Below are 21,046 nucleotides of genomic sequence, written 5' to 3'. Positions count from 1 at the left end.
CGATTGTCCGCGGGTGGCGGCGGCCCGCAATGAGAAACCACGCTGGGGTACGACTGCGATGCTGGAGCGAATGCGGCGATTGCTGGGGCTGAGGCCGGCCGACGATGCCGGAGCCGCCGGAGAGCGGCTGGCGGCGGCGTGGCTGCAGCGCGAGCGCGGCTTCCGAGTGGTCGCACGCAATTGGCGGAATCCACGCGATCGTCGTGAGGAGCTCGATCTGGTGTGCCGCGACCGGGAGGTGCTGGTGTTTGTCGAGGTGAAGAGCCGCGCGGCGAACGCGCTCGTGCCGGGCTACTACGCGGTGGATAAGCGCAAGAAGCGGGTGCTCGGTCGTGCGATCAAGGCGTACCTCGCGCGGCTCACGGCGAAGCCCGCGACCTTTCGGCTGGATGTGGTGGAAATCGCGGAGGGTGGGGGAGACGCGGAGCCGACGGTGCGGCACTTCGAAAACGTACCGCTGTTCGGGAAACATTTCCGACCGTGAGGATGACTCGCGTGGCGGGCGCGAAGCGCAATGAAAGCCGGCGGGATGCCGGGCTCCCCCAGAAGGCAGACGCTCGCGCTGACACACCGGACGGCACTGCCGACTTGCATCGCCGAAGGTCACGGGCGACGTTGGCGGCTTCGCATGTCTGATACACAGCGGCATCCCTTCCTTCACGGACTGAGCAAGCACCGCGGCGCTCCCCCGACCGTCGTGGTGATTTTCGGCGCCTCCGGCGATCTCACCGCGCGCAAACTCATTCCGGCGGTCTACAACCTCGGCGTCGATGGCTTGCTGCCGGCCGACTTCTATCTGGTCGGCTATGGCCGGAAGCCGATTCCGGACGACGAGTTCCGCGGGCTGGCGGCCGAGGCAATCAAGGAGTTTTCCCGGCGTGAATTGGTGCCCGCGGTGTGGGACCGGTTGGCGGCGCGCACGAGCTATGTGGCGGGTGGCTACGACGAAAGGCCGGCGTTCGACCGGCTCGCGCAGCACCTTGCCGAGATCGAGAAGCAGCTCGGCCGGCCGCTGCAGACGTTGTTCTACATTTCCACGCCGCCGTCGGTGTTCGCGCCCATCATCGCGAATCTCGGCGCGAGCGGACTGGCGGCGCGCTACGTCGGCGAGCCGCATCAGGCCAAGGTGATCGTCGAAAAACCCTTCGGCAAGGACCTCGCCTCGGCGCGGGCGCTCAACGCCACGCTCCGCGGCGTGTTCGAGGAGCACCAGGTCTACCGCATCGACCACTACCTCGGCAAAGAGACGGTGCAGGATTTGTTGGTGCAGCGATTCGCCAACGCGATCTTCGAGCCGCTGTGGAACCGGAACTTCATCGACAACGTGCAGATCACCGTGGCGGAGGAGGTCGGCGTGGGCAGCCGCGGCGGCTATTACGAGCAGAGCGGCGCGTTGCGGGACATGATCCAGAATCACACGATGCAACTCCTCGCGTTGACCGCCATGGAGCCGCCGGTGTCGCTCGGGGCGGAATCGATCCGCGACGAGAAGGTGAAGCTGTTGAAGGCCATTCAGCCGCTGGATCTGGGGCCCAACGGCGACGTGGCCCGCGCGCAGTATGGCGCCGGGATGACGGGCGGGAGAAAGGTGCGCGGCTATCTCGAGGAGGAGGGGATCGCGGCGAACTCGGCGACGGAGACCTACGCGGCGCTGCGGCTTTCGATCAACAACTGGCGCTGGCAGGGCGTGCCGTTCTACCTGCGCTCGGGAAAACGGATGGCGCGTCGCGTGTCGGAGATCGCGATCAATTTCAAGCGGCCGCCCGGTACATTGTTCGCCGCGGGTGACGAGTTCGATCTGGCGGCGAACACGCTGTCGTTCCAGATTCAGCCAGACGAAGGTCTCGGCGTGATCCTCAATGCGAAGGTGCCGGGCCTCGAGACGCGGACGCAGCCGGTGAAGATGAGCTTCCGCTATGCGACGACGTTCGGCTCGAACACGCCCGAAGCCTACGAGCGGCTCGTGCTGGATGCGATGGTCGGCGACGGCACGCTCTTTATCCGCGGCGACGAGACGGAGGCGTCGTGGCGCTTGTGCACGCCGGTGTTGGAAGCGTGGGCGGCGGCCGGTCCCCAAGGCATGGACACGTATCCCGCTGGATCATGGGGCCCGCCGGCGGCCGAAACGTTGCTCGCGCGCAACGGACATCACTGGAGGAAGCCATGAAAACGCGGCGGGGCCGCGCAAGAACCAAGGACCAAGTAGCGAGGCTCAAGACTTGGAGCGTGAACCGGACCGAGTGCACCTCTTGCTACTTGTGACTTCCCACTTGTTACTTTCGAACCATGCCTGAAGTTTTCAATGCCTTGCCGGGGATCGAGGTGCCGGTCGGTGCGATTTCCCGCAGCCTGACGGATATGTGGGACCGCGCCGCGGCGGAGGGGCGCGGCGGACCCAACGCGGAGGATGTCAAGGCGACGCAGGTCAACTTCGTGCTGCATCTCGGATTCAACACGACGACGGAGGATGCGGTGGCGCAGTTTCAGACACTGCTGCGGTTCTCGCAGCGTTATCCGAGCCGCGTGGTGATGCTGTGTCCGCTGCGGCACGACCAGGGCGCGACCGAGATGCGGGCGAAGATTTACGGCGAGTGTTTCCTGGGCAAATCGAAGGACGACACGCGCTGCGTCGAGTTCGTGATGCTCAGCTATCCGATGGTGGCGCGGCAGTATTTGGAGAACCAAGTGTCCGTGTGTCTCTCGACGGATCTGCCGCTGTACTACTGGCCGCATCGGTTTTCCGACTGCAAGCGGCTCGCGGACTACACGTATCTGCTGACGCGGGCCAAACGCGTGCTGATCGACAGTGCGATCGCGCCGTTCGACACGTTCGTCTATCCGTGGCCCAAGCCGGAGAGCCTGCGCGATCTGGTGGATGCGCGCTTGCTGCCGGTGCGGCAGACGGTGGGCCAGTTTCTCGCGCGGTTTCCGGCGGAGAACCTGGTGGCGGACCTGACCCGGGTGGTGGTGCTGCACGCGCCTGGGCTGGGCGCGGAGGCATGTGAAACGATGGGCTGGTTGCGGCAGCGGTTGGAAGCCTGCGGAGCCGACGTGGCGAAGCTGCCGTTCTCAGACGCGAAGGCGCCCGCACACACGCTCGGCGTGCGCTTCGAGTACGCGAGCCCGGGGAAATATTTCCGTTGGAACGGCGATCTGGCCGCGGGCCACGCGTTGTTTGAAGCCGATTTCGGCACGGGCCGGACGACGTTGCCGGCGCCGGCCGGATTGCTCAGCCCGGAACTCGCCCTGAGCGAGGCGATGTTCTTCTAGAGCTGTCAGTGCTTCTGCCCGATCCAGCCAAGGTAGGGCGGTCACTCCGTGAGCGTTTGACGGGCTCCCGGCGGGCAGCGAAATACCCTTCCTGCCTTCGAGAGGGTGGTTAGAAAAGGCGTGACAACCTCCCCGCGGTGGCAGGCACGTGAGCGTTGTTACCATCCGTGTCACCGCACCTCGGATTCGTTATTGCGGCGGCGGTGCGTCGACTGGCGCAAGCCGCCGGTCCAGCCGACGCTTGCAATGCGGCGCGCAGCGCGACATGGACTTGCCCGTTTTTCTTGAACATTTGTTCCCGCTGCACGTCACAACGTGCACCTCTTCACCTATGTTTCTCGCCATCACCGAGGTCCTGAACGTCGCCAATGTCATCAAAGGCGCCGGTGTCCTGATCTGGCCGCTTTTGCTCTGCTCGCTGGTCATGGTCTTCATCGTTTGCGAGCGGTCCTATGCGTTGCGCCGCGCGGCGGTGATGCCGGAGGATCTGGTCGACGCGGTGGTGGGCGGTCGGCCATTGATTGGCGGCAAGCACACGGTCCTCTCGCGGATCGTGGCGTTCGCGGAGCAGCACAAGAACGACGAGGACGCGGTGAAGGCCTTCGCGCGGCTTGAGATCAACCGGATGGAACGCGGCGTGCCATATCTGGACGTGATCTATGCTGCGGCGCCGCTGATCGGGCTCACCGGCACGGTGACGGGTTTGTTGCAGGTGTTTTCCCAGATTTCCCCGGAAACGGGGCTGCCTGATCCGGTGGCATTCACCCAAGGCGTGGCGCTCGCGCTTTCCGCGACGGTGATCGGGTTGGTGATCGCGATTCCCTCGCTGGTGGGCAGCGGCTACCTGCAGCGGCGGATCGAGAACTACGCGGCGCAACTGGACGTGTTGCTCGAGCGGATTCTGCAGCGCGGCCGGTCATGAGCAGCAGCCTGCGTCAGCGCCGCCGGCGGCGGCCGGAAATGAATCTCGTGCCGTTGATCGACGTGCTCGTGATGCTGATTTTTTTCGCGTTCGTCACGATGCAGTTCAAGTCGGCGGCGACGCTGAACATCACGCTGCCGAAGGTTGAGACTGCGGGCAAAAACGAGTTCAAGGGCACGGTGACGATCGCGATCAACAAGGAGAGCGTGATTTCGTTCAACGGGAAGCCCGTGTCGGATGAAGAACTCACCGCGCTGCTGCAGCAGGTGAAGAGCGTCGACAAGGACATCCCGGTGCTGATCAAGGCGGACGAGACGACGCCGTTGAAGCGGCTGGCGTTCGTGATGGATGCCTGCCGCAAGACCGGGCTGAACAAGTTCAGCCTGCAGAGCCGGTAGGCATGTGGGGCGGGATCTCCTGATCCCGCCGAGGGGAACCCACGATTGCGCGGTGGCGGGGGCGGGAGCCCCCCTACATGGGCTGAGTGAGCGGAACGGAGTCTCGATTTCGGAGTGGCGGTCCGCCGACAGACCGGTAGCTGTTCCCGCATGAAGATCGTGATCACCGGGGCGACGCGCGGGCTGGGCCGGGCGCTGGCGGAGGAGTTCATTCGCGGCGGGCACGCTGTGATCGGTTGCGGCCGCGGCGGCGAGGCGATCTTCGACCTGCGGATGGCGCATCAGGCGCCGCACGATTTTTCCGCGGTGGACGTGGCGCAAGACACGAAGGTGGCGATCTGGGCGGCGAAAGTGCTCGAGAACGAGGCCGCGCCCGACCTGCTGATCAACAACGCGGGCGTGATGAACCGGCTGGCGCCGCTGTGGGAGATTGAGGACCGCGAGTTCGCGAAGGTGCTCGACGTGAATGTGCGCGGCGTGGCGAACATGATCCGGCATTTCGTGCCGGCGATGGTCGCGCGGAAGCAAGGCGTGATCGTGAATTTCAGCTCGGGTTGGGGGCGCAGCACGTCGCCGCAGGTGGCGCCGTATTGCGCGTCCAAGTTTGCCATCGAAGGGCTGACGAAGGCGCTGGCGCAGGAACTGCCGAAAGGCATGGCGGCGGTGGCGCTGAATCCCGGCGTGATCGACACCGACATGCTCCGCTCGGCGTGGGGCGAGGATGCGGGGACTTATCCGAAGGCCGAGGCGTGGGCGAAGGTGGCCGCGCCATTCCTGCTGCAACTCGGAGCGAAGGACAACGGACAGTCGCTGACGGTGGCGCCGTTCGAAGCGTAACGATCACCGCCGCGAGTTCGATGGCGGTAGGGCGGGGTCGCCCGACCCCCCCGCGATTTTGTGTCGACCGGCGAGGTCAGGCGACCCCGCCCTAAAAAGGGAGCGCAGTCCTTGCTAGCGTCGCAGGTTTGTTTCGCGGCCTGAACCTGCTCCTACAATGCTACGTCCCCGCTTGCGGGAATCCCGCGGCGAGGGAGCGTGTGCCGGCATGAGCGCGCTCCCACTCACGTACCAGAATCCAGTTTGGCCGGGATATTTTGCGGACCCGTTCGTGCTGCGGACGGGCGACGAATATTTCGCTTATGGCACCGGCTCGGATGCGGGCGATGGCCGACAGTCGGACGGCCGCGTGTTCCCCGTGTTGCGGTCGCGTGACCTGGTGAACTGGACGCTGGTCGGCGGCGCGCTAGAGCCGCTGACGTCCACGAAACCGGTGGCGTACTGGGCGCCCGAGGTGGCCGAGCGTGATGGGCGTTTTTACCTCTACTACGCGGCGGACATGCGGCTGCGCGTCGCGGTGGCGGAACATCCCGCGGGGCCGTTCCGCGATGCGGGCCGCGATTTGTTTCCCGATGAGCCGTTCTCGATCGACGCGAGTCCATTCCGGGATCCACGCGATGGCCGCTGGTATCTCTTTTTTGCGAAGGACTATTTCGACGAGCGGGTGGGGACGGGCACGGCGGTGGTGCCACTCGGTGATGATATGCTGAGCATCGCCGGCCCCGCGCAGGTCGTCGTGCGGGCGACGAGTGACTGGCAGATTTTTCAGCGTCAGCGGCGCTGGTATGATCGCGTGTGGGAGGCGTGGCACACGGTGGAGGGCCCCTTCGTCGTGCCGCACGCGGGGCGCTACTATTGCTTCTATTCGGGCGGACGTTGGGAAACGGCTGACTACGGCGTCAGCTACGCGGTCGCGGATCATCCGCTCGGGCCGTGGTGCGACGAGTGGAGTCACTCAGGCCCGGCGGTGCTCCGCGGCGTTCCCGGGCAAGTGCTGGGGCCGGGGCACAACAGCGTCGTGCACGGGCCCGACGGCGAGAGCCAGTGGGTGGTCTACCACGCCTGGGATGCCGCCCAAACTGCGCGGCGGCTATGCATCGACCCGCTCGTGTTTACACCGGACGGGCCGCGCTGTCTCGGCCCGACGACGAGTCCGCAGAAAGTTGGCGGAGCGAAGTAGCGGTCGAAAGCCCAGAGCGGAGAGCTGAGAGTCCAGAGCGACCCCGGCTACAAGGCGAGAGCGCGGGAGATCTTGGCGCTTAGTTCCGCGTATTCCGCCGCGCCGAGCAGCACCTTCGGGTCGGGCATCATCGTGAAGGTTGAGCCCCACGTCGGGCCGTTCGGATACTTCGGCACGAGGTGCACGTGCAGGTGCGGCAGCTTGTCCGAGTAGGCACCGTAATTGATTTTCGCCGCGCCGGTCGCGGCTTTGATCGCGCGCGCCGCGCGCGCGATATCCTGGGCGAAGAGCGCGAGCTCCGCTTCCGGCAGCTCGAACCACTCGTTCACGTGCTGCCGCGCCGCCAGCACGCAGCGGCCACGATACGTCTGCTCCTTGAACAGGTAGAGCGTCGAAACGCGCAGCGGCGCGATTTCGATCATGAGATCGTGCAGCCGCTGATCTTTGCGGCAGTAAAAGCAATCGGGCAGTTCGTTCATGGGTAACGGCAAAACGCTGCACGGCGCGCCGCGGAGTGTCGAGTGCGCGAGCCCGCCGCCGCTCACTCGCGCCGGTCGACGGAAAGGCCTCACGGCTCCGGCGTCCAGCCCTCGGGCGATCGCGCGTAACGCGCCGTGCGCAACGTCGTGAATCCACGGCCGCTCCACGAACGCACCTCGATCGTGATCCGCTCCGCCTCGAGCTGGATCCAGTTATACGCATTCGGTTCGTGCCGGGTCCGACCCGACGTGGCGGTGCCGGCCTGGGCGGCGAGCACCGAGCGGCGCGCCAGCTGGTAGTGGGCGCGGATGTCGGCCGCGTAACCGCGATGGAGGTGTCCGGCGAGAAGCAGGTCCGCCTGATGCGCGTCGAAGAGCGGAATTGCGAGGCCGGCGCGACCGACGAGCTTGATCCCGACGTCGTCGGGTGGCGGCACGAAGGGGTGATGCGTGACGATCACCTTCAGCCGCGGGCCGGCGTGTTGGAGATGCGCGCGCAGCCGGGCGATCTGCGCGGCGGAGATGCGTCCGCTTTTCCAGGTGAGTGAGCGCGCGGTGTTGAGTCCGATGGCACATACCTCCGCGTCGCAGTGGAGCGGATTCAATTCCGCGCAGATGTAGTGGCGGTAACGCGCGAGCGGCGCGAAGAACCGCCGCGCGAGATCGTAGAGCGGAACGTCGTGATTGCCCGGCACGATCAGCTGGGGGCGAGGCAAGCGCGCGAGGAAGCTACGAGCGGCGGCGAACTGGGCTCGGCGGGCGCGTTGCGTGAGATCGCCGCTGATCACCACCAGCGACGGCAGGCGGGTGTGCAACTCGTGCGCCAGCCCGTCGACGACGGCGAGGATCTCCGTGCCGAAATGCAGATCGGAGAGATGCGCGATCGTTCTCATCCGGTCCCCGCGGGGGCAGGTGCCAGCACGCTCAGCGCGCCCGGGCGAATACGCAACTGCAGCGGCGGGTGCAGCGTGAGGAGTTCGCCGTCGGCGGCGACGGGCAGCGATGCCTGAGGCGAGGAGAGCACCGCGGTCGAGGCGGCCTGCACGTCGAGCGCATCGGCGTCGTCGAGTTCGCGCACGAGCGTTTGCCAGACCAACCGCAGCACGTCGGCGCGGCCGCGCGCGCGGGTGCTGTAGAACCAGAGCTGCCCCTGGTCGAGGCGATCGCGCAACGACGACTCGAGCACGTGACCCGAGTAGCGGTTGTTTGCCACGAGGAGGAACGGCGTGCGCAGATCGAGCGCCTGGTGGGGGAGATTGAGGTGCAGACGAATGCGCCGGAGTTCGCGAAACACGCTGAAGCTGGCCAGGAGCATCGCGCGCCATTTGCCGTGGCCGCGATCCGAACGGAGCGCGTCGCGCCGCCGCACCGCCTCGGCGTAGGAGCCGATCGAGCAGTTATTGATGAAAATCCGGCCGTTGACTTCGCCCACGTCAACGTGGCGCACCTGTCCGCACGCGAGCGCCACGACCGCTTCGCGCCACGGCGTGGGGACGCCGAGATCGCGGGCGAAGTGGTTTAGCGTGCCTAGCGGCAGCACCCCGAGCGGCACGCCCGTATCAACCAGATGCGCCGCGGCAGCGCTGATCGTGCCGTCGCCCCCGCCGACAAAAATGGCCTCCGGTTTCTGCGCGACCGCCGCCGCCACGGTCGCGCCCAGTTCATCGCCGTTGACCGGCCGAAGCGCCACGTCGACCCCGGCGGCGGCGAAGGCATCGTGCAGCTTGATCGGGCTGGCTGCATCCCCGGCGCCATGGGCGAGAGCGCCCGCCTGAGGGTTGAGTATGAGAATGGCGTTCATGCGGCCGGGACGGTGGACCCGTGGGGCCGGAGCCGGTTCGGACGGGGCAGTGGCGTAGAATCCGGTGCGTCGCCACGGCGGCGGACCTGAGTGGCAAGTTTACAGCAACGGCCAGGTGCGCGGAACGAGGACCAGCGCAATCAGGAAGAGGAGGAGAGTGAGCGGGGCGCCGACCCGCACGAAATCGATGAAGCGATAGTGCCCGGGACCGTAGACCATCAAGCACGCCGGTTCGAGTGGCGTGAGATACGAACAGCTGGCGGCCACCGCGATCATGATCGCGAACGCGCGCGGGTTCAGTCCGGCATGCGTCGCGGTCTGGACCGCGATCGGCAACAGGACGGCGGCGGCGGCCTGGTTCGACATGGGCTGGGTGAGCGCGACGGTGAGAACGAAGAATCCGCCGAGCAGCCAGCCCGGGGAGAAGTTGGCGGTCCACGTGGCGACGTGCTGGGCCAGATAAGTGGCGGTGCCGGTGCGCATCATCGCCTCGCCCAGCGCGAGCATGCAGGCGATGAGGATGACCGCACGCCACTCCATGTCGCGATACGCGTCGGTCGGGGAGATGCAGCGCGTGAGGAAAATCGCGAAGGCGCCGAGCAGGACGGCGACCGGGAGGGGCAGAACACTGAAGGTGGCCAGCGCCAGCGAGCCGGCGAAGATGATCGTCGCGCGCCAGGCCCGGGGCCGGTCGATGCGGCGCTCGTTCACCGCATTGAGGACGCTCACCATGTTGTCCTCGGACAAGCGGGCGAGATCCTGCGGCCGGCCCTGCACCAGCAGCACGTCGCCCACGCGCAGGAGTGTGTGGCTGAGTTTCTCGAGCAGGTTGCGGCCATGGCGGTTGATCGCGAGCACCTGCACGCGATAGCGTTCGCGCAGGCCGATCAGGCGGAGCGTGCGACCCACCATGGGCGAGCGCGGCACGACCAGGGCCTCGACGAGCTGCGTGTCTTCGGCGCGGAGATCGGGATCCGACAGCTCCACATCGGGCCGGATCTCGATGCCGGCGGTATCCTTGACCTTCAGCACGTCTTCCCGCGCGCCGCGGACGAGCAGGACGTCGCCGGCGCGCAGCGTCATGTTGCGCCGGGGCCAGAGCGAGACGTCGGGCTTGCGCAGGACCCGGACGATCTCGAGGTCCAGATCCCGACCGAGGTTGGATTCGGCGAGGGTTTTGTGGACGAGCGGCGAATCGGGCAGCACGAGCACCTCGGTGATGTAGGAACGGACGCCGAATTGATCGAGCAACCCGCTCGCGGGCGCGCGGTCGGGGATGAGCTTGCGCCCGATGAAGAACATGTAGGCGAGGCCGACGACGGCGATCGGGATGCCGACCGGCGCGAGTTCAAACATGCGCAAGGGCGCCAGCCCGGCCCGGGTCATAAGTCCGCTGACCACGAGATTGGTGGAGGTGCTGATCAGCGTCACCGAACTGGTGAGGATCGAGGCGAAGGCGACCGGCATCAGCAGGCGGGAGGGCGAGACCTTCGCCTTGGCGGCCAAGCCGAGGACGATCGGCAGAAACAGCGCGGCGGCCGCGGTGTTGCTGATGAAGGCGCTCAGGCCGGCCACGGTGAGCAGGATGACGGCGAACAGGGCGGTGAACCGCGTGCCGGCGTGACGGAGAATCGCCTGCGCCACGAGATCGACCATGCCGGTTTTCACCAGGGCCGAGGTCATCACGAGCAGCGCGAAAATCATGAGCACGGTTTCGCTGCCGAAGCCGGCGAAGGCCTCCTTCACGGGCAGCAGTCCGGTAAGGATGAGGGCAAGGAGCAGCCCGAGCGCGACCACGTCGCTCGACACCCACTCGAATGAAAACAACACCAGCGCGACGACGATCAAGCCGAGGAGCAGGGCGATGGAGAGAGTCACAGCTGAATGGTGCGGCGACCGCCCGGGTCGGTTCCCTGCCGTCGTGGCGGGTCGGTCGCAGGAAAGGCGAAGGGGTGGGCGGCCGCACGGTGTTGAACCGGCGCACTATGCCTATTTCCCCCGCCTGTGTCCGGCCTTGGCGTGGCAGCCGCGGCCTAACGATCGCATGGACGATGCTCGCGCTGGTGGTTCCGGCGGCCTTGGGCGCGCAAGCGATGTTCCGCGGTGATCCCGCGCACAGCGGCCGAAGCGGGGAGACCGGTCCAGCCACGTTGAAAGGCGTGAAATGGACCGTGAAAACCGGGGGTCCCGTCGTGTCGTCGCCGGTGCTGGTCGACGGCACGCTCTACGTGGGAAGCGACGATGGTTCGCTCTATGCCGTGGAGGCCGGGTCGGGGGCGACAAAGTGGAAGTTTGCGACCGAAGGTTATGTTCGTTCGACGCCCGCGATCGTCGACGGCACGGCCTACTTTGGCAGCTATGACGGCTTCATTTACGCGGTGGACGCGGCTACCGGACAGTTGCGGTGGAAATTCGAGACGGCGGGCGAGCGAAAGTTTTCCGCGAAAGGCCTGCATGGCAGCCGCCCGAAGCAGCAGGTCATCGCCGACGCCTGGGACTGCTATTTGTCGTCGCCGACGGTCGTGGACGGGCGCGTGCACGTCGGCAGCGGGGACGGTCACGTCTATGCGCTCGACGCGCGAAGTGGGGAACTGCGGTGGAAATTCGCCACGCAGGACGTCGTGCATGCTTCGCCGGCGGTCGTCGATGGCGTGGTCTACGTGGGCAGCTGGGACACGTTTCTGTACGCGTTGGACGCGACGAACGGGGCGCTGAAATGGAAATTCAAAACCGGCGAGGATCCGGAGAACCACAATCAGGAAGGCATTCAATCCTCGCCGACGGTGGTGGAGGGCGTGGTGTATTTCGGCTGTCGCGATTTCCACCTTTACGCGGTGGAGGCGCAGACCGGGACACAGAGGTGGAAACACAAGATCACCTGGATCAACGCCACTCCGACGGTGCGCGACGGCCGGGTGTATGCGTCGACCTCGATCCCCTCGATGTTCTTCGCGCTCGATGCGCAGACCGGCGAGGAGGTTTATCGCGTGGAACTCGGCGCGCCGGCGTTCTCTTCCCCGACGCTGGCCGGTGATCTCGCGTTCGTGGGCTCGTTCAACGGCCGGCTCTATGCGGTGGATCTCGCCGGACGGAAGATCGCATGGGTATACGAGACCGATGCGGCGAAGGCGAACGTGCGTCAGGCGCTGACCCCCGAGGGGCAGCTGAATTCTCCGGTGCTGTTTCCCTCGCGCTTCTTCGAGAAGATGACCGTGGCGGTGGATCATCTGCTGGCGTCCGGCGCCATCCTGTCTTCGCCGGCGGTGGAGCAGGGGCGGGTCTATTTCGGCAGCGCTGACGGCGCCATTTACGCGCTCGAGTGACCTCGGCAGCGCGCCCGCGCGGGTGGAGGGACCATTTGCCCGCTGCGGGCAGGGACGGCGTATGGCGCGGGGCTCGCGGCGAGCGACTGCGGGTTTTTCCGTACGGGCGGCGCAGTAGGACACAAATCGAGGGAACTCCGATGGCTCGCAGGGCTCCCATGCGAACATGTCGCGCGCATCCCGTTGCCGTCTGCTGGAGTAAAAAATGGATTTAATCCCGAAGCTCCCTTTCCGACGGCGATGGAGGAAGCGGTGCACGAGGGCTGCCCGCATCAGCACATTAGGAGATTCTCCGGGGTAACCCACCGGAGATACTTCGCGGACGGCCATAAAGAAACTCCTCGACGAGGAGTGCTCGCGTCGCAGTGTGCGCGAAATCCAGCCCAGCGAACGATAGGCGACCGCGGCAGCGCAGTCGCCGTGACTAGAACTCGAATCCGAATGAAAAATGATGTTGTTGCGAACTGTTGTGTGGGCCGGCGCGCTGGTGCTGGGCTCCGTCTTTTGTGTCTCTGCCTCGGGTGCGACCCGCAATCTGGGCAGCAAAACAACCTTTTCTGGTGAGCAGAAACAGTGGCACAAGGTGTCGCTGACCTTTGCCGGACCGTCCACGAGCGAGACGAATTCGGTCAACCCGTTCACCAACTATCGGCTGAACGTCACGTTCAAGCACAGTGCGTCGAATCGCACGTTAATCGTGCCGGGCTATTTTGCCGCGGACGGCAACGCCGCGAACACGGGCGCCGTCTCCGGCGACAAATGGCGCGTCGATTTCACGCCGGATGCGACCGGCACTTGGACCTACGTGGCGTCGTTCCGGACCGGCAGCAATGTCGCGGCCTCGACTTCGGCGACGGCGGGCACCGCCACGAGCTTCAACGGTGAGTCGGGCAGCTTCACGATCGATCCGACAGACAAGACCGGCGCGGATTTTCGCGCGAAAGGCCGGCTCCGGGAGGTGGGCCAACACTACCTGCAGCATGCGGGCTCCAAGGAATATTTCATCAAGTCCGGTGCCGGCAGCCCGGAGAATTTCCTCGCGTTTGCCGATTTCGACAACACCAGCGCCGGGAAGAAAATCCTCCATCACTATACCGCCCACCTGAGCGCCTACCGCTCGGGCGATCCGACCTGGAAGAGCGGGAAGGGGAAGGCGATCATCGGCGCGCTCAACTACCTCGCGAGCAAGAAGGTCAACTCGGTATATTTCCTGACCATGAACATCGGGGGCGACGGCGACGACGTGTTCCCGTTTGTCAGCAAGACGGACCGCACCCGGTTTGACGTGAGCAAGCTGGCCCAGTGGGAGATCGTGTTCTCGCACATGGACAAGCTCGGGATCATGTTGAACGTGGTCACGCAGGAGCAGGAGTGCGACCAGTTGCTTGACGGCGGTTCGCTGGGCAACACGCGCAAGATTTACTACCGCGAGCTGGTCGCCCGCTTTGGCCATCACCTCGGCGTCACGTGGAATCTCGGGGAGGAAAACACCAACACCGATGCACAGCGCGAGGCGTTCGCGGACTACCTCAACGCGCTCGATCCATACTTCAGCCTCATCGCGGTCCACACCTACCCGAGCCAACGCGACACGATCTATACCGGACATCTCGGCAGCGAGCTGATCAGCGGCGCGTCGCTGCAGCTGGAAAGTCCGTCGATCGTGCATGAGCAGACGCTCAAGTGGGTCAAGAAATCGGCGGCCGCCGGCTCCAAATGGGTCGTGTCGGTCGACGAGCTCGGGCCCTCGAGTGCGGGCGTGGTGCCGGATGCGAACGATCCGGCGCACGAGACGATCGTGCACCGCGTGCTGTGGGGCAGCCTGCTGGCGGGTGGCGCGGGCGTGGAGTGGTACTTTGGGTACAACTATCCGCAGACCGACCTGACGCTCGAGGACTGGAAGAGCCGCGACAAGATGTGGACGCTCACGCAGCATGCGGCGCAGTTCATGCGCGACTACATGCCGCTGCCGCTGGTGGCCAACTACGACAGCATCACCTCCTCGACCTCGGACTACTGCTTTGGCAAGCCCGGAGTCGCGTACGCGATCTATCTGCCGCAGGGGGCGATCACGAACATCACGGTCCCGTCAGGCGAGGGCTACACGGTGCATTGGTACAACCCGCGCGCCGGTGGCAGCCTGCAGACGGGGACAGTGAAGTCGATCGCGGGCGGCACCGCCGCCATCGGTCGGCCGCCGACGCAACAGAGCGAGGACTGGGTGGCGCTGCTGCGCCGAACCTCGGGCACCACGACGGGCGCTCCCGCCCCCGCCCCTACGGAGCCGACGAGCACGACCGCGGTGACCCAGCTGACGCTGGTCAACGCGAGCACCGAAAAGGACCTCCGCGCGCTCACCAACGGCAGCACGATCACGTTCGGCACCGATGGCAAGGCACTCAACGTGCGCGCGACGACCAGCGGCACGGTCGGCAGCGTGGCGTTCATCCTCGACGGCCAGACGATCCAGACGGAGAATATGGCTCCGTACACGCTCGCAGGCGACAGCAACGGCGACTATGCGTCGTGGACCCCATCGGTCGGTACGCACGTGCTGAAAGTGGTGCCCTATTCCGGCCGGGACCGGACGGGCAATGCGGGGACCGCGCTGCAGGTGAGCTTCACCGTGCAATCGACGGCCACCGAAGACTCGTCGTCGGCGCCGGTGGTCAGCGAGCCCGCCAGCGGTGCGAGTGTGACCAAGCTGACGTTGATCAACGCCAGCACGGAAAAGGACCTCCGGGCGCTCACCAACGGCAGCACGATCACGTTCGGCACCGATGGCAAGGCACTCAACGTCCGCGCGGAAACCAGCGGCACGGTCGGCAGCGTGGCGTTCATCCTCGACGGCAAAACCCTGCGGACGGAGAACGTCGCTCCTTACACGCTGGCGGGCGACGGCACTGGCAACTACTATTCGTGGACGCCGTCGGTCGGGTCGCACACGCTGAAAGTGGTGCCGTACTCCGGCAAGGATCGCACCGGCACCGCCGGGACGTCCCTGCAGGTGGGTTTCACGGTGAAGTAACACCGGCAAGACCTCCCGGCAGGCGCGGTCTGCGTCCTTTCGCCGACCGCGCAGCAATCCCTCAAGCGCCAGTCGAAGACTGGCGCTACGGGCGCCGGTCTCTGACTGGCGAGGGACCTGCGACGGGCGCCGCGAATAAACGTCAGCGCGCCAATCCGAGCGCCTGCTCCAGCGCGCGGCGCATCACCGCAGCGTCGGGGGTGACACCGGTCCAGTACGAGACGCCGATCACGCCTTGGTTCACCAGCATGCCCAGTCCGTCGAGCGTGGTGCAGCCGCGCGCGGCGGCCTCGTCCAGGAACCGGGTGTTGGGCGGGTTGAAGACCACGTCAGCCACCACCATCTCGGGCCGGAGTGATTCCACCGCGACCGGCACGCGGGCCTCGGGCGCGTAGAGGCCGATCGAGGTCGCATTGATGAGGACCTGAGTGTCGGAGGGCACAACATAGTTGCCGCTCCACGGCACGAAAGTCACCTCGGTGGGCGTGCCCGCGCGCAACGCGTCGACCAGGCCGCGGCCGCGATCCATTGCGCGGTTGACGATCGTAAGGTGGCGAATCCCGGCGAGCGCGAGCTCGATCGCAATCGCGCGCGCCGCTCCGCCGGCGCCGAACAGCACCACGTTGGTCCCGCGCGGATCGATCACCGTCTGGAGCGACGTGAGAAAACCCTTCCCGTCCGTGTTCTCGCCGACGAACGCGCCGTCGCGGCGCACGACGCAGTTGACCGCCCCAATCAGCTTGGCCGACTCGCCAAGTCCAGCGAGGAGCGGGATGACCGCGACCTTGTGCGGCATCGAGAGATTGAAGCCGCGAAAGCCCATCGCCAAAGCGCCGTGGACCGCGGCGGGCAGGTCAGCAGGCGCGACCTCGAGATTGATGTAACGCCACGGCAGCTGGTGGTGCGTAAATGCTGCCTGGATCATGGCGACGGTCGGGTTGCCGGCGGCGCCCTGCGACATGCAGCCAACCAGTTCGTGGAGAAAAGACGTAGGCGTCGGCATCAGCGCCACGTTGAAAAAGCGGCTGGGGCGAGTCGAGCGTTTGGCGCGGCCTCCTGCGGCGGAGGACAGGAGCGGGAACCGAGCGGCAATCCAGCGCTCCAAGCGCGCCGCTGCCGTTCCGATGCCCTCATCTCCCACCACTTCTCGCGGCACGCGCACGATCCTGATCGCGATCGGGCTGGTGGCGCTCGCCGCCGTGCTGTGGCTGATTGCCGACGCGATCGTGGTCGCGTTTGGCGGGATCGTGCTCGCCAGCGTGCTCCTATCGCTGTCGGGCCCGCTGTCGCGGAAAACACACCTCGGGGCGCGTTGGAGTCTGTTGATCGTGGTGGCGCTGATGCTCGTGGCGGTCGCCGCCCTGAGCTGGCTGTTTGGCAACGAGATCGTAACCCAGTTTGGCGAACTGCAGCGGCAGCTCCCTGAGGCGCTGCACAAGGTCGAGCAGTGGCTCGGCCAGTCGCCCGCCGGACGCATGGTGGTCGACTCGGTGCGGCAGGTGGGCGGCAACACGGAAGCGTTGTCGCAGGCGGGCGCGTTCGTGGGTTCGGTCTTCGGCGCGGCGGCGAACCTGCTGCTGGTCCTTTTTCTTGGGGTTTATTTCGCCGCGGATCCGCAGCTTTACCGCGATGGCGCGCTGCGGCTCGTGCCCCCGCGGCGGCGACCGCAGCTACGGCGGGCGTTGGACGATGCGGGCGTCGCGCTGCGGAAGTGGCTGGTCGCGCAAGCCATCGCGATGCTTGCGGTTGGCGTGCTCACCGGCGTCGCGCTCGGGCTGATCGGCGTGCCCCTGGCGCTCTCGCTCGGCGTGCTCGCCGGCCTGCTGGAGTTCGTGCCGGTGATCGGTCCGATCGTCGCGGCGGTGCCGGGCCTGCTGCTGGCGTTCTCGCATGGACCGAACACGGTGCTGTATGCGGCGCTGGTGTATGTGGCGGTGCAGCAGATCGAGAGCAACGTCATCACGCCGCTCGTGCAGCGCTGGGCGGTGAAACTGCCGCCGGTGCTCGGCTTGCTGGCGATCGTGGCGTTTGGCCTGTTGCTCGGCGTGCCCGGCGTGATCTTCGCGATGCCGCTCGCCGTGGTGGTGATGGTCCTGGTCAAGGATCTTTACGTCGAGGACACCTTGGAAGCGAAGCCGCACGAGTGAGGCCGGCCTGCGACGGCCGGATTTCGCCGGTGGTGTATCGGACCCGCCGCACCCTGAGCATCGCCTTGCGAGGACAGCGGCGCAGAATCCGACTCTGACCGCCAACCCTCCGACACGACATGAGCACAACGCAGGCCGAGAAGGCGCAGCAGTTCCGGGCGCTCCACGAACATCCGGGAATTTTCGTGATTCCGAATCCATGGGATGCGGGCTCCGCGCGAATTCTCGCGGGGCGCGGATTCAAGGCGCTCGCCACCTCGAGCGCGGCGGCGGCCGGTGCGCTGGGTCGCGCGGATCACGGACTGTCGCGGGACGAAGCGCTGGCCGGCGCGCGGGCGATCGTTCAGGCCACGCACCTGCCGGTGTCAGCGGATTTGGAAAATGGTTACGGCGACTCGCCCGAAAACGTGGCGGAGACCATTCGACGTGCCGCGGAGGTCGGGTTGGTCGGCGGATCCATCGAGGACGGCACCAACAACAATGCGGCGCCGCTCTACGACTTCGGCTTGGCCACGGAACGCGTGGCGGCGGCGGTCGAGGCGGCGCGCGCTCTGCGCTTTCCCTTCACGCTCACGGCACGCACGGAAGGTTTCGTCTGCGGCCGGCCGGATCTCGATGAGGCTATCCGGCGGCTGCAGGCCTACGAGCGCGCCGGTGCCGATGTATTGTTCGCACCCGGGCTGCGCGACCTCGCGTCCGTCCGCACCGTCTGCTCGGCCGTGTCGAGGCCGGTGAACTTCATGAACGGGATGAAGGGAGCCACCTTTTCGGTGGCGGCGCTCGAAGCGGCTGGCGTGAAGCGGATCAGCCTGGCCATGTCGCTCTATCGCGCCGCGATGACGGCGTTGTGTGCGGCGGCGGATGAGATCAAAGAAAAAGGTGCGTTCACCTATGTGGAACGCACCTTGAGCTCGTCAGAGCTGGCGCCGTATTGGCAGCCGTGAGGAGGCGGCTGAAGCCGATTCTCTCCAGCCGACGGGAAAACTCAGCCGAGCTGGGCTGCGGGCCGTCGGAAGCGACGCACCGCGGCCACGCCGATCAAGCCAAGCGCGGCGAAGGCGGCATAGGTTGAAGGTTCGGGAACGGGCACGAACGTGAAGGCCGCGGTCAGACCGACGGTGCCCGTCTTGCGCTCGCCGATGGACTGGCCGGTCTCATACGTGGGATCCGTCAGCGCGATATCGAACGAGACGATCTTGTCGGGAAGCACGAGGGTGGCGGGCGCGCTGTGGCCGAGATAGAAGATGTCGGGAATGTTTTGCGTGCCGCTGTTGCTGGTGTTGTCGAGCCCGAAGGTCAGCGTGGTGAGCAGGAAGTTCGACACACCCTCGGCCGGAATATCCATGTAAAGATCCATCGTCGCCGTAGCGGCGGTGGTGCCGAGCAGCGTCATGCCATTCTTGATTTTCACACTGCCGATGCCGAACCACCAACTCGCCGGCTCGTTGGTGAAACTCGCGCCGGTGAAGGTGATCGAGGTCTGGGTGTCGATGCCCGAGCCGGGGATGCCCGAGGCGAAGATGGAGGTTACGGGACCGTTGAGCACCCAGGTGTTGGCCGGCAGCGGGCCGGTGAAATCACCGCGGGTGGTACCGGTGAGGAGCAACTGGCCGTGCGCGGAGCCCGCGCACGCCAGGACGGAGAGCAGGAGGAGACTGAGGATACGTTTCATGGGTGGGTTGTGCCAGGACTGCGGCCGCCGACAGGCTGCCGACGCGCACAGAGTGCTGTCACCGTACGTCGGTTACAACGACCGACCGGCGCGAAAAGGATGGAGCGCAGCGTGCGCGAAAGCGAAGGCCGTGTATCAGGCTTTCCCCGGCAGGCACGGCGCGCGATGCCGGGACGCTTACTCGCGGGCGTGTGAATCGATGACGAGCGTGACCGGGCCGTCGTTGACCAAACTCACGGTCATCATCGCGCCGAAGACCCCGCTGGCAGCGGGGCGGCCGAGCCGGCCGGATACCTGTTGCAGGAAAGCTGCGTAGAGCGGCTCCGCGAGTTCCGGACGGGCAGCGTCGTTGAACGAGGGACGCGTGCCTTTGCGGGTGCTGGCCAGCAGCGTGAACTGGCTCACGACCAGCACGCCGCCAGCGGTTTCCACAACGGAACGATTCATCCGGCCCTCATCATCCTCGAAGATCCGCAGCGCGCAGATCTTCCCCGCCAGCCATTCCACATCCGCGGGCGTGTCGTCGTGGGCCACGCCCAGCAGCACGAGCAGCCCGCGTGCGATCGCGCCGGTGATCTGACCATCAACGGCGACACTGGCCGACGAGACCCGCTGGATTACGGCGCGCACGGAACGAAGTAACAAGGAGCAAGGGCCAAGTGGCAAGAACTCGGCCCCCGGGGGTCTTGATGCTTGTCACTTGGCACCTACTCCTTCGCGCCGTCCGCGCGTCAGATCATCGGAATGTGCGGATCGACGTCGGCCTGGTAGTCGACGCCGGGCATGCCGAAGCCGAAGAGCCGGAGGAATTCCGAACGATAGCCAGCGATGTCGGTGCGTTCGACGAGGTTGGCGGTGGTCACCGTCGGCCAGATCTCACGCACGGCTGCCTGGACTTCGGGCGCCATCTCGAGATCGTCGATCCGGACGCGGCCCGTCTCGTCGAAGCGCGGCGTCTGGCCGTTGTACATGTGCGTCGCGAACAGCCGCTGCATCTGCTCGATGCAGCGTTCATGCGTACCGCGGGCCTTCATGATCTTGTAGAGAATCGAAATGTAGAGTGGCACGACGGGAATCGCCGAGCTGGCTTGCGTGACCAGCGCCTTGTTCACCGCGATGAACGCGCGGCCGCCGGTGGGCTTGAGCAGTGCGTCGAGCGCTTGCGCGGCGCGCTCCAGGTCGTTCTTGGCGAGACCGATCGTGCCGTTTTTGTAGACCGGCCAGGTGACCTCCGGGCCGATGTAAGAGTAGGCGACGGTTTGCGCGTTGGGCGCGAGGAGGTTGGCGTCGCGGAGGGCGTGCATCCACAGCTCCCAATCCTCGCCGCCCATCACCGCGATCGTGTCGGCGATCTCGGTTTCGGTGGCGGGTTCGATCGTGATCTCGCTGACGATCCCGGTGTCGGTGTCGACCGTCTTGTTGGTGTAGGGCGCACCGACGGGTTTGAGGACGGATTTGTGCACCGTCCCGGTGCGCGGATGCGTCCGGCGGGGCGAAGCGAGCGAGTAGATGACCAAGTCCACCTGGCCGAGATCGGCTTTGATGGCGTCGAGCACCTGCTTCTTGATGTCGTCGGAAAAGGCGTCGCCGTTGAAGTTGCGGGCGTATAGCCCGGCGGCGCGCGCGGCGCGCGTGAACCCGATGCTGTTATACCAACCCGGCGTCGCCAACCGTCCCTCCTCGGAGGGACGCTCGTAGAACACGCCGATCGTGGCGGCGCCGGATCCGAACGCGGCGGTCACTCGGGAAGCCAGCCCGTAGCCCGTGGAGGCACCGATCACGAGGACCTTCTTCGGCCCGTGGGCGATCACGCCCTTCGACTTAACGTAATCGATCCATTCCTGAACGTGAGCGGCACAACCCACGGGGTGAGAGGTGACGCAGACAAATCCGCGAACGCGGGGTTGGATAATCATACCGGGCGCAGTGTTAGGGTGATGGCACGTCTGGCAAGTCCTAGTCTGTGATCCGTTTTCGCCCCCAAAAGAC

Annotated in this window: 19 protein-coding genes; 11 read left to right on the top strand and 8 right to left on the bottom strand. The window is 66.0% G+C overall.

The genetic code is table 11. The annotated features are described in order from the left end of the window. The first annotated feature begins 70 nt into the window (after positions 1 to 70). The 7 genes from OTER_RS19745 (at position 71) to OTER_RS19715 (ending at position 6,607) form a co-directional block, all read left to right on the top strand. Complete coding sequence (locus tag OTER_RS19745; protein ID WP_044892735.1) at positions 71 to 484, top strand: YraN family protein; 414 nt, start codon at positions 71 to 73, stop codon at positions 482 to 484. Positions 485 to 628: 144 nt separating this feature from the next. Then, positions 629 to 2,167, top strand: a complete 1,539-nt coding sequence (gene zwf, locus OTER_RS19740) for a glucose-6-phosphate dehydrogenase (RefSeq protein ID WP_012376711.1) — start codon at positions 629 to 631, stop codon at positions 2,165 to 2,167. 119 nt (positions 2,168 to 2,286) lie between these two features. Next, positions 2,287 to 3,270 carry a glucose-6-phosphate dehydrogenase assembly protein OpcA gene (locus OTER_RS19735; RefSeq protein ID WP_012376710.1) on the top strand — a complete coding sequence of 328 codons (984 nt, stop codon included), beginning with the start codon at positions 2,287 to 2,289 and terminating at the stop codon, positions 3,268 to 3,270. 331 nt (positions 3,271 to 3,601) lie between these two features. After that, a complete protein-coding gene (locus OTER_RS19730; protein ID WP_012376709.1) occupies positions 3,602 to 4,192 on the top strand; it encodes a MotA/TolQ/ExbB proton channel family protein in 591 nt (196 codons plus the stop codon). Further along, positions 4,189 to 4,590, top strand: a complete 402-nt coding sequence (locus OTER_RS19725) for an ExbD/TolR family protein (RefSeq protein ID WP_012376708.1) — start codon at positions 4,189 to 4,191, stop codon at positions 4,588 to 4,590. Before OTER_RS19730 ends, OTER_RS19725 begins: the two co-directional genes overlap by 4 nt. A gap of 150 nt (positions 4,591 to 4,740) precedes the next feature. Then, complete coding sequence (locus tag OTER_RS19720; protein ID WP_012376707.1) at positions 4,741 to 5,427, top strand: SDR family oxidoreductase; 687 nt, start codon at positions 4,741 to 4,743, stop codon at positions 5,425 to 5,427. A 157-nt stretch (positions 5,428 to 5,584) separates the two neighbouring features. After that, a complete protein-coding gene (locus OTER_RS19715; protein ID WP_012376706.1) occupies positions 5,585 to 6,607 on the top strand; it encodes a glycoside hydrolase family 43 protein in 1,023 nt (340 codons plus the stop codon). A 47-nt stretch (positions 6,608 to 6,654) separates the two neighbouring features. On the opposite strand, the gene OTER_RS19710 is transcribed toward OTER_RS19715, so the two are convergent. The 4 genes from OTER_RS19710 to OTER_RS19695 form a co-directional block, all read right to left on the bottom strand. Further along, complete coding sequence (locus OTER_RS19710; protein ID WP_012376705.1) at positions 6,655 to 7,086, bottom strand: HIT family protein; 432 nt, start codon at positions 7,084 to 7,086, stop codon at positions 6,655 to 6,657. An 89-nt stretch (positions 7,087 to 7,175) separates the two neighbouring features. Then, the gene (locus OTER_RS19705; RefSeq protein ID WP_012376704.1) at positions 7,176 to 7,979 is read right to left on the bottom strand and encodes a metallophosphoesterase family protein; all 804 of its coding nucleotides are present in this window, start codon (positions 7,977 to 7,979) and stop codon (positions 7,176 to 7,178) included. Further along, positions 7,976 to 8,887 (bottom strand): diacylglycerol/lipid kinase family protein, encoded by a 912-nt coding sequence (locus OTER_RS19700; RefSeq protein ID WP_012376703.1) that lies wholly within the window; start codon positions 8,885 to 8,887, stop codon positions 7,976 to 7,978. The genes OTER_RS19705 and OTER_RS19700 overlap by 4 nt, the downstream gene beginning before the upstream one ends. A gap of 99 nt (positions 8,888 to 8,986) precedes the next feature. Beyond that, on the bottom strand, positions 8,987 to 10,765 hold the full coding sequence (locus OTER_RS19695; protein WP_012376702.1) for an SLC13 family permease: 1,779 nt from the start codon (positions 10,763 to 10,765) through the stop codon (positions 8,987 to 8,989). Between the two features lie 107 nt (positions 10,766 to 10,872). On the opposite strand from OTER_RS19695, the gene OTER_RS19690 reads away from it, so the two are divergent. Beyond that, entirely contained in the window at positions 10,873 to 12,210 is a 1,338-nt protein-coding gene (locus OTER_RS19690) for a PQQ-binding-like beta-propeller repeat protein (RefSeq protein ID WP_158305490.1), read from the top strand. A gap of 457 nt (positions 12,211 to 12,667) precedes the next feature. After that, entirely contained in the window at positions 12,668 to 15,238 is a 2,571-nt protein-coding gene (locus tag OTER_RS19685) for a DUF5060 domain-containing protein (protein WP_158305489.1), read from the top strand. 142 nt (positions 15,239 to 15,380) lie between these two features. Here the strand turns inward: OTER_RS19685 and aroE are convergent, their stop codons facing one another. After that, on the bottom strand, positions 15,381 to 16,241 hold the full coding sequence (gene aroE, locus OTER_RS19680) for a shikimate dehydrogenase (protein WP_044892732.1): 861 nt from the start codon (positions 16,239 to 16,241) through the stop codon (positions 15,381 to 15,383). Positions 16,242 to 16,362: 121 nt separating this feature from the next. On the opposite strand from aroE, the gene OTER_RS19675 reads away from it, so the two are divergent. Together OTER_RS19675 and OTER_RS19670 are read left to right on the top strand one after the other, a co-directional pair. Beyond that, positions 16,363 to 17,385 (top strand): AI-2E family transporter, encoded by a 1,023-nt coding sequence (locus OTER_RS19675; protein ID WP_012376698.1) that lies wholly within the window; start codon positions 16,363 to 16,365, stop codon positions 17,383 to 17,385. Positions 17,386 to 17,504: 119 nt separating this feature from the next. Next, positions 17,505 to 18,329, top strand: coding sequence for an isocitrate lyase/PEP mutase family protein (locus OTER_RS19670; protein WP_012376697.1), 825 nt, complete (start codon positions 17,505 to 17,507; stop codon positions 18,327 to 18,329). 41 nt (positions 18,330 to 18,370) lie between these two features. On the opposite strand, the gene OTER_RS26730 is transcribed toward OTER_RS19670, so the two are convergent. The 3 genes from OTER_RS26730 to fabV all read right to left on the bottom strand — a co-directional run bounded on the left by OTER_RS26730 (position 18,371) and on the right by fabV (position 20,973). Next, positions 18,371 to 19,057: a choice-of-anchor K domain-containing protein gene (locus OTER_RS26730; RefSeq protein ID WP_012376696.1), complete on the bottom strand. Its 687-nt coding sequence runs from the start codon at positions 19,055 to 19,057 to the stop codon at positions 18,371 to 18,373. Between the two features lie 177 nt (positions 19,058 to 19,234). Next, positions 19,235 to 19,687 carry a D-aminoacyl-tRNA deacylase gene (gene dtd, locus OTER_RS19660; RefSeq protein WP_012376695.1) on the bottom strand — a complete coding sequence of 151 codons (453 nt, stop codon included), beginning with the start codon at positions 19,685 to 19,687 and terminating at the stop codon, positions 19,235 to 19,237. 101 nt (positions 19,688 to 19,788) lie between these two features. Beyond that, on the bottom strand, positions 19,789 to 20,973 hold the full coding sequence (gene fabV, locus OTER_RS19655; protein WP_012376694.1) for an enoyl-ACP reductase FabV: 1,185 nt from the start codon (positions 20,971 to 20,973) through the stop codon (positions 19,789 to 19,791). Positions 20,974 to 21,046 lie beyond the last annotated feature (73 nt).

This window comes from Opitutus terrae PB90-1 (assembly GCF_000019965.1).
GTDB classification, from domain to species: domain Bacteria; phylum Verrucomicrobiota; class Verrucomicrobiia; order Opitutales; family Opitutaceae; genus Opitutus; species Opitutus terrae.
This window is presented reverse-complemented; position numbering and strand designations above follow the sequence as displayed.

Bases quoted from the DNA above. Each gene is read 5' to 3' on its own strand.
- OTER_RS19700 (WP_012376703.1), bottom strand. From the start codon at position 8,887: ATGAACGCCATTCTCATACTCAACCCTCAGGCGGGCGCTCTCGCCCAT.
- OTER_RS19690 (WP_158305490.1), top strand. From the start codon at position 10,873: ATGCCTATTTCCCCCGCCTGTGTCCGGCCTTGGCGTGGCAGCCGCGGC.
- OTER_RS19710 (WP_012376705.1), bottom strand. From the start codon at position 7,086: ATGAACGAACTGCCCGATTGCTTTTACTGCCGCAAAGATCAGCGGCTG.
- zwf (WP_012376711.1), top strand. From the start codon at position 629: ATGTCTGATACACAGCGGCATCCCTTCCTTCACGGACTGAGCAAGCAC.
- OTER_RS19730 (WP_012376709.1), top strand. From the start codon at position 3,602: ATGTTTCTCGCCATCACCGAGGTCCTGAACGTCGCCAATGTCATCAAA.
- OTER_RS26730 (WP_012376696.1), bottom strand. From the start codon at position 19,057: ATGAAACGTATCCTCAGTCTCCTCCTGCTCTCCGTCCTGGCGTGCGCG.
- fabV (WP_012376694.1), bottom strand. From the start codon at position 20,973: ATGATTATCCAACCCCGCGTTCGCGGATTTGTCTGCGTCACCTCTCAC.
- OTER_RS19735 (WP_012376710.1), top strand. From the start codon at position 2,287: ATGCCTGAAGTTTTCAATGCCTTGCCGGGGATCGAGGTGCCGGTCGGT.
- OTER_RS19725 (WP_012376708.1), top strand. From the start codon at position 4,189: ATGAGCAGCAGCCTGCGTCAGCGCCGCCGGCGGCGGCCGGAAATGAAT.
- OTER_RS19715 (WP_012376706.1), top strand. From the start codon at position 5,585: ATGCTACGTCCCCGCTTGCGGGAATCCCGCGGCGAGGGAGCGTGTGCC.
- aroE (WP_044892732.1), bottom strand. From the start codon at position 16,241: ATGCCGACGCCTACGTCTTTTCTCCACGAACTGGTTGGCTGCATGTCG.
- OTER_RS19705 (WP_012376704.1), bottom strand. From the start codon at position 7,979: ATGAGAACGATCGCGCATCTCTCCGATCTGCATTTCGGCACGGAGATC.
- OTER_RS19720 (WP_012376707.1), top strand. From the start codon at position 4,741: ATGAAGATCGTGATCACCGGGGCGACGCGCGGGCTGGGCCGGGCGCTG.
- OTER_RS19745 (WP_044892735.1), top strand. From the start codon at position 71: ATGCGGCGATTGCTGGGGCTGAGGCCGGCCGACGATGCCGGAGCCGCC.
- OTER_RS19670 (WP_012376697.1), top strand. From the start codon at position 17,505: ATGAGCACAACGCAGGCCGAGAAGGCGCAGCAGTTCCGGGCGCTCCAC.
- OTER_RS19675 (WP_012376698.1), top strand. From the start codon at position 16,363: ATGCCCTCATCTCCCACCACTTCTCGCGGCACGCGCACGATCCTGATC.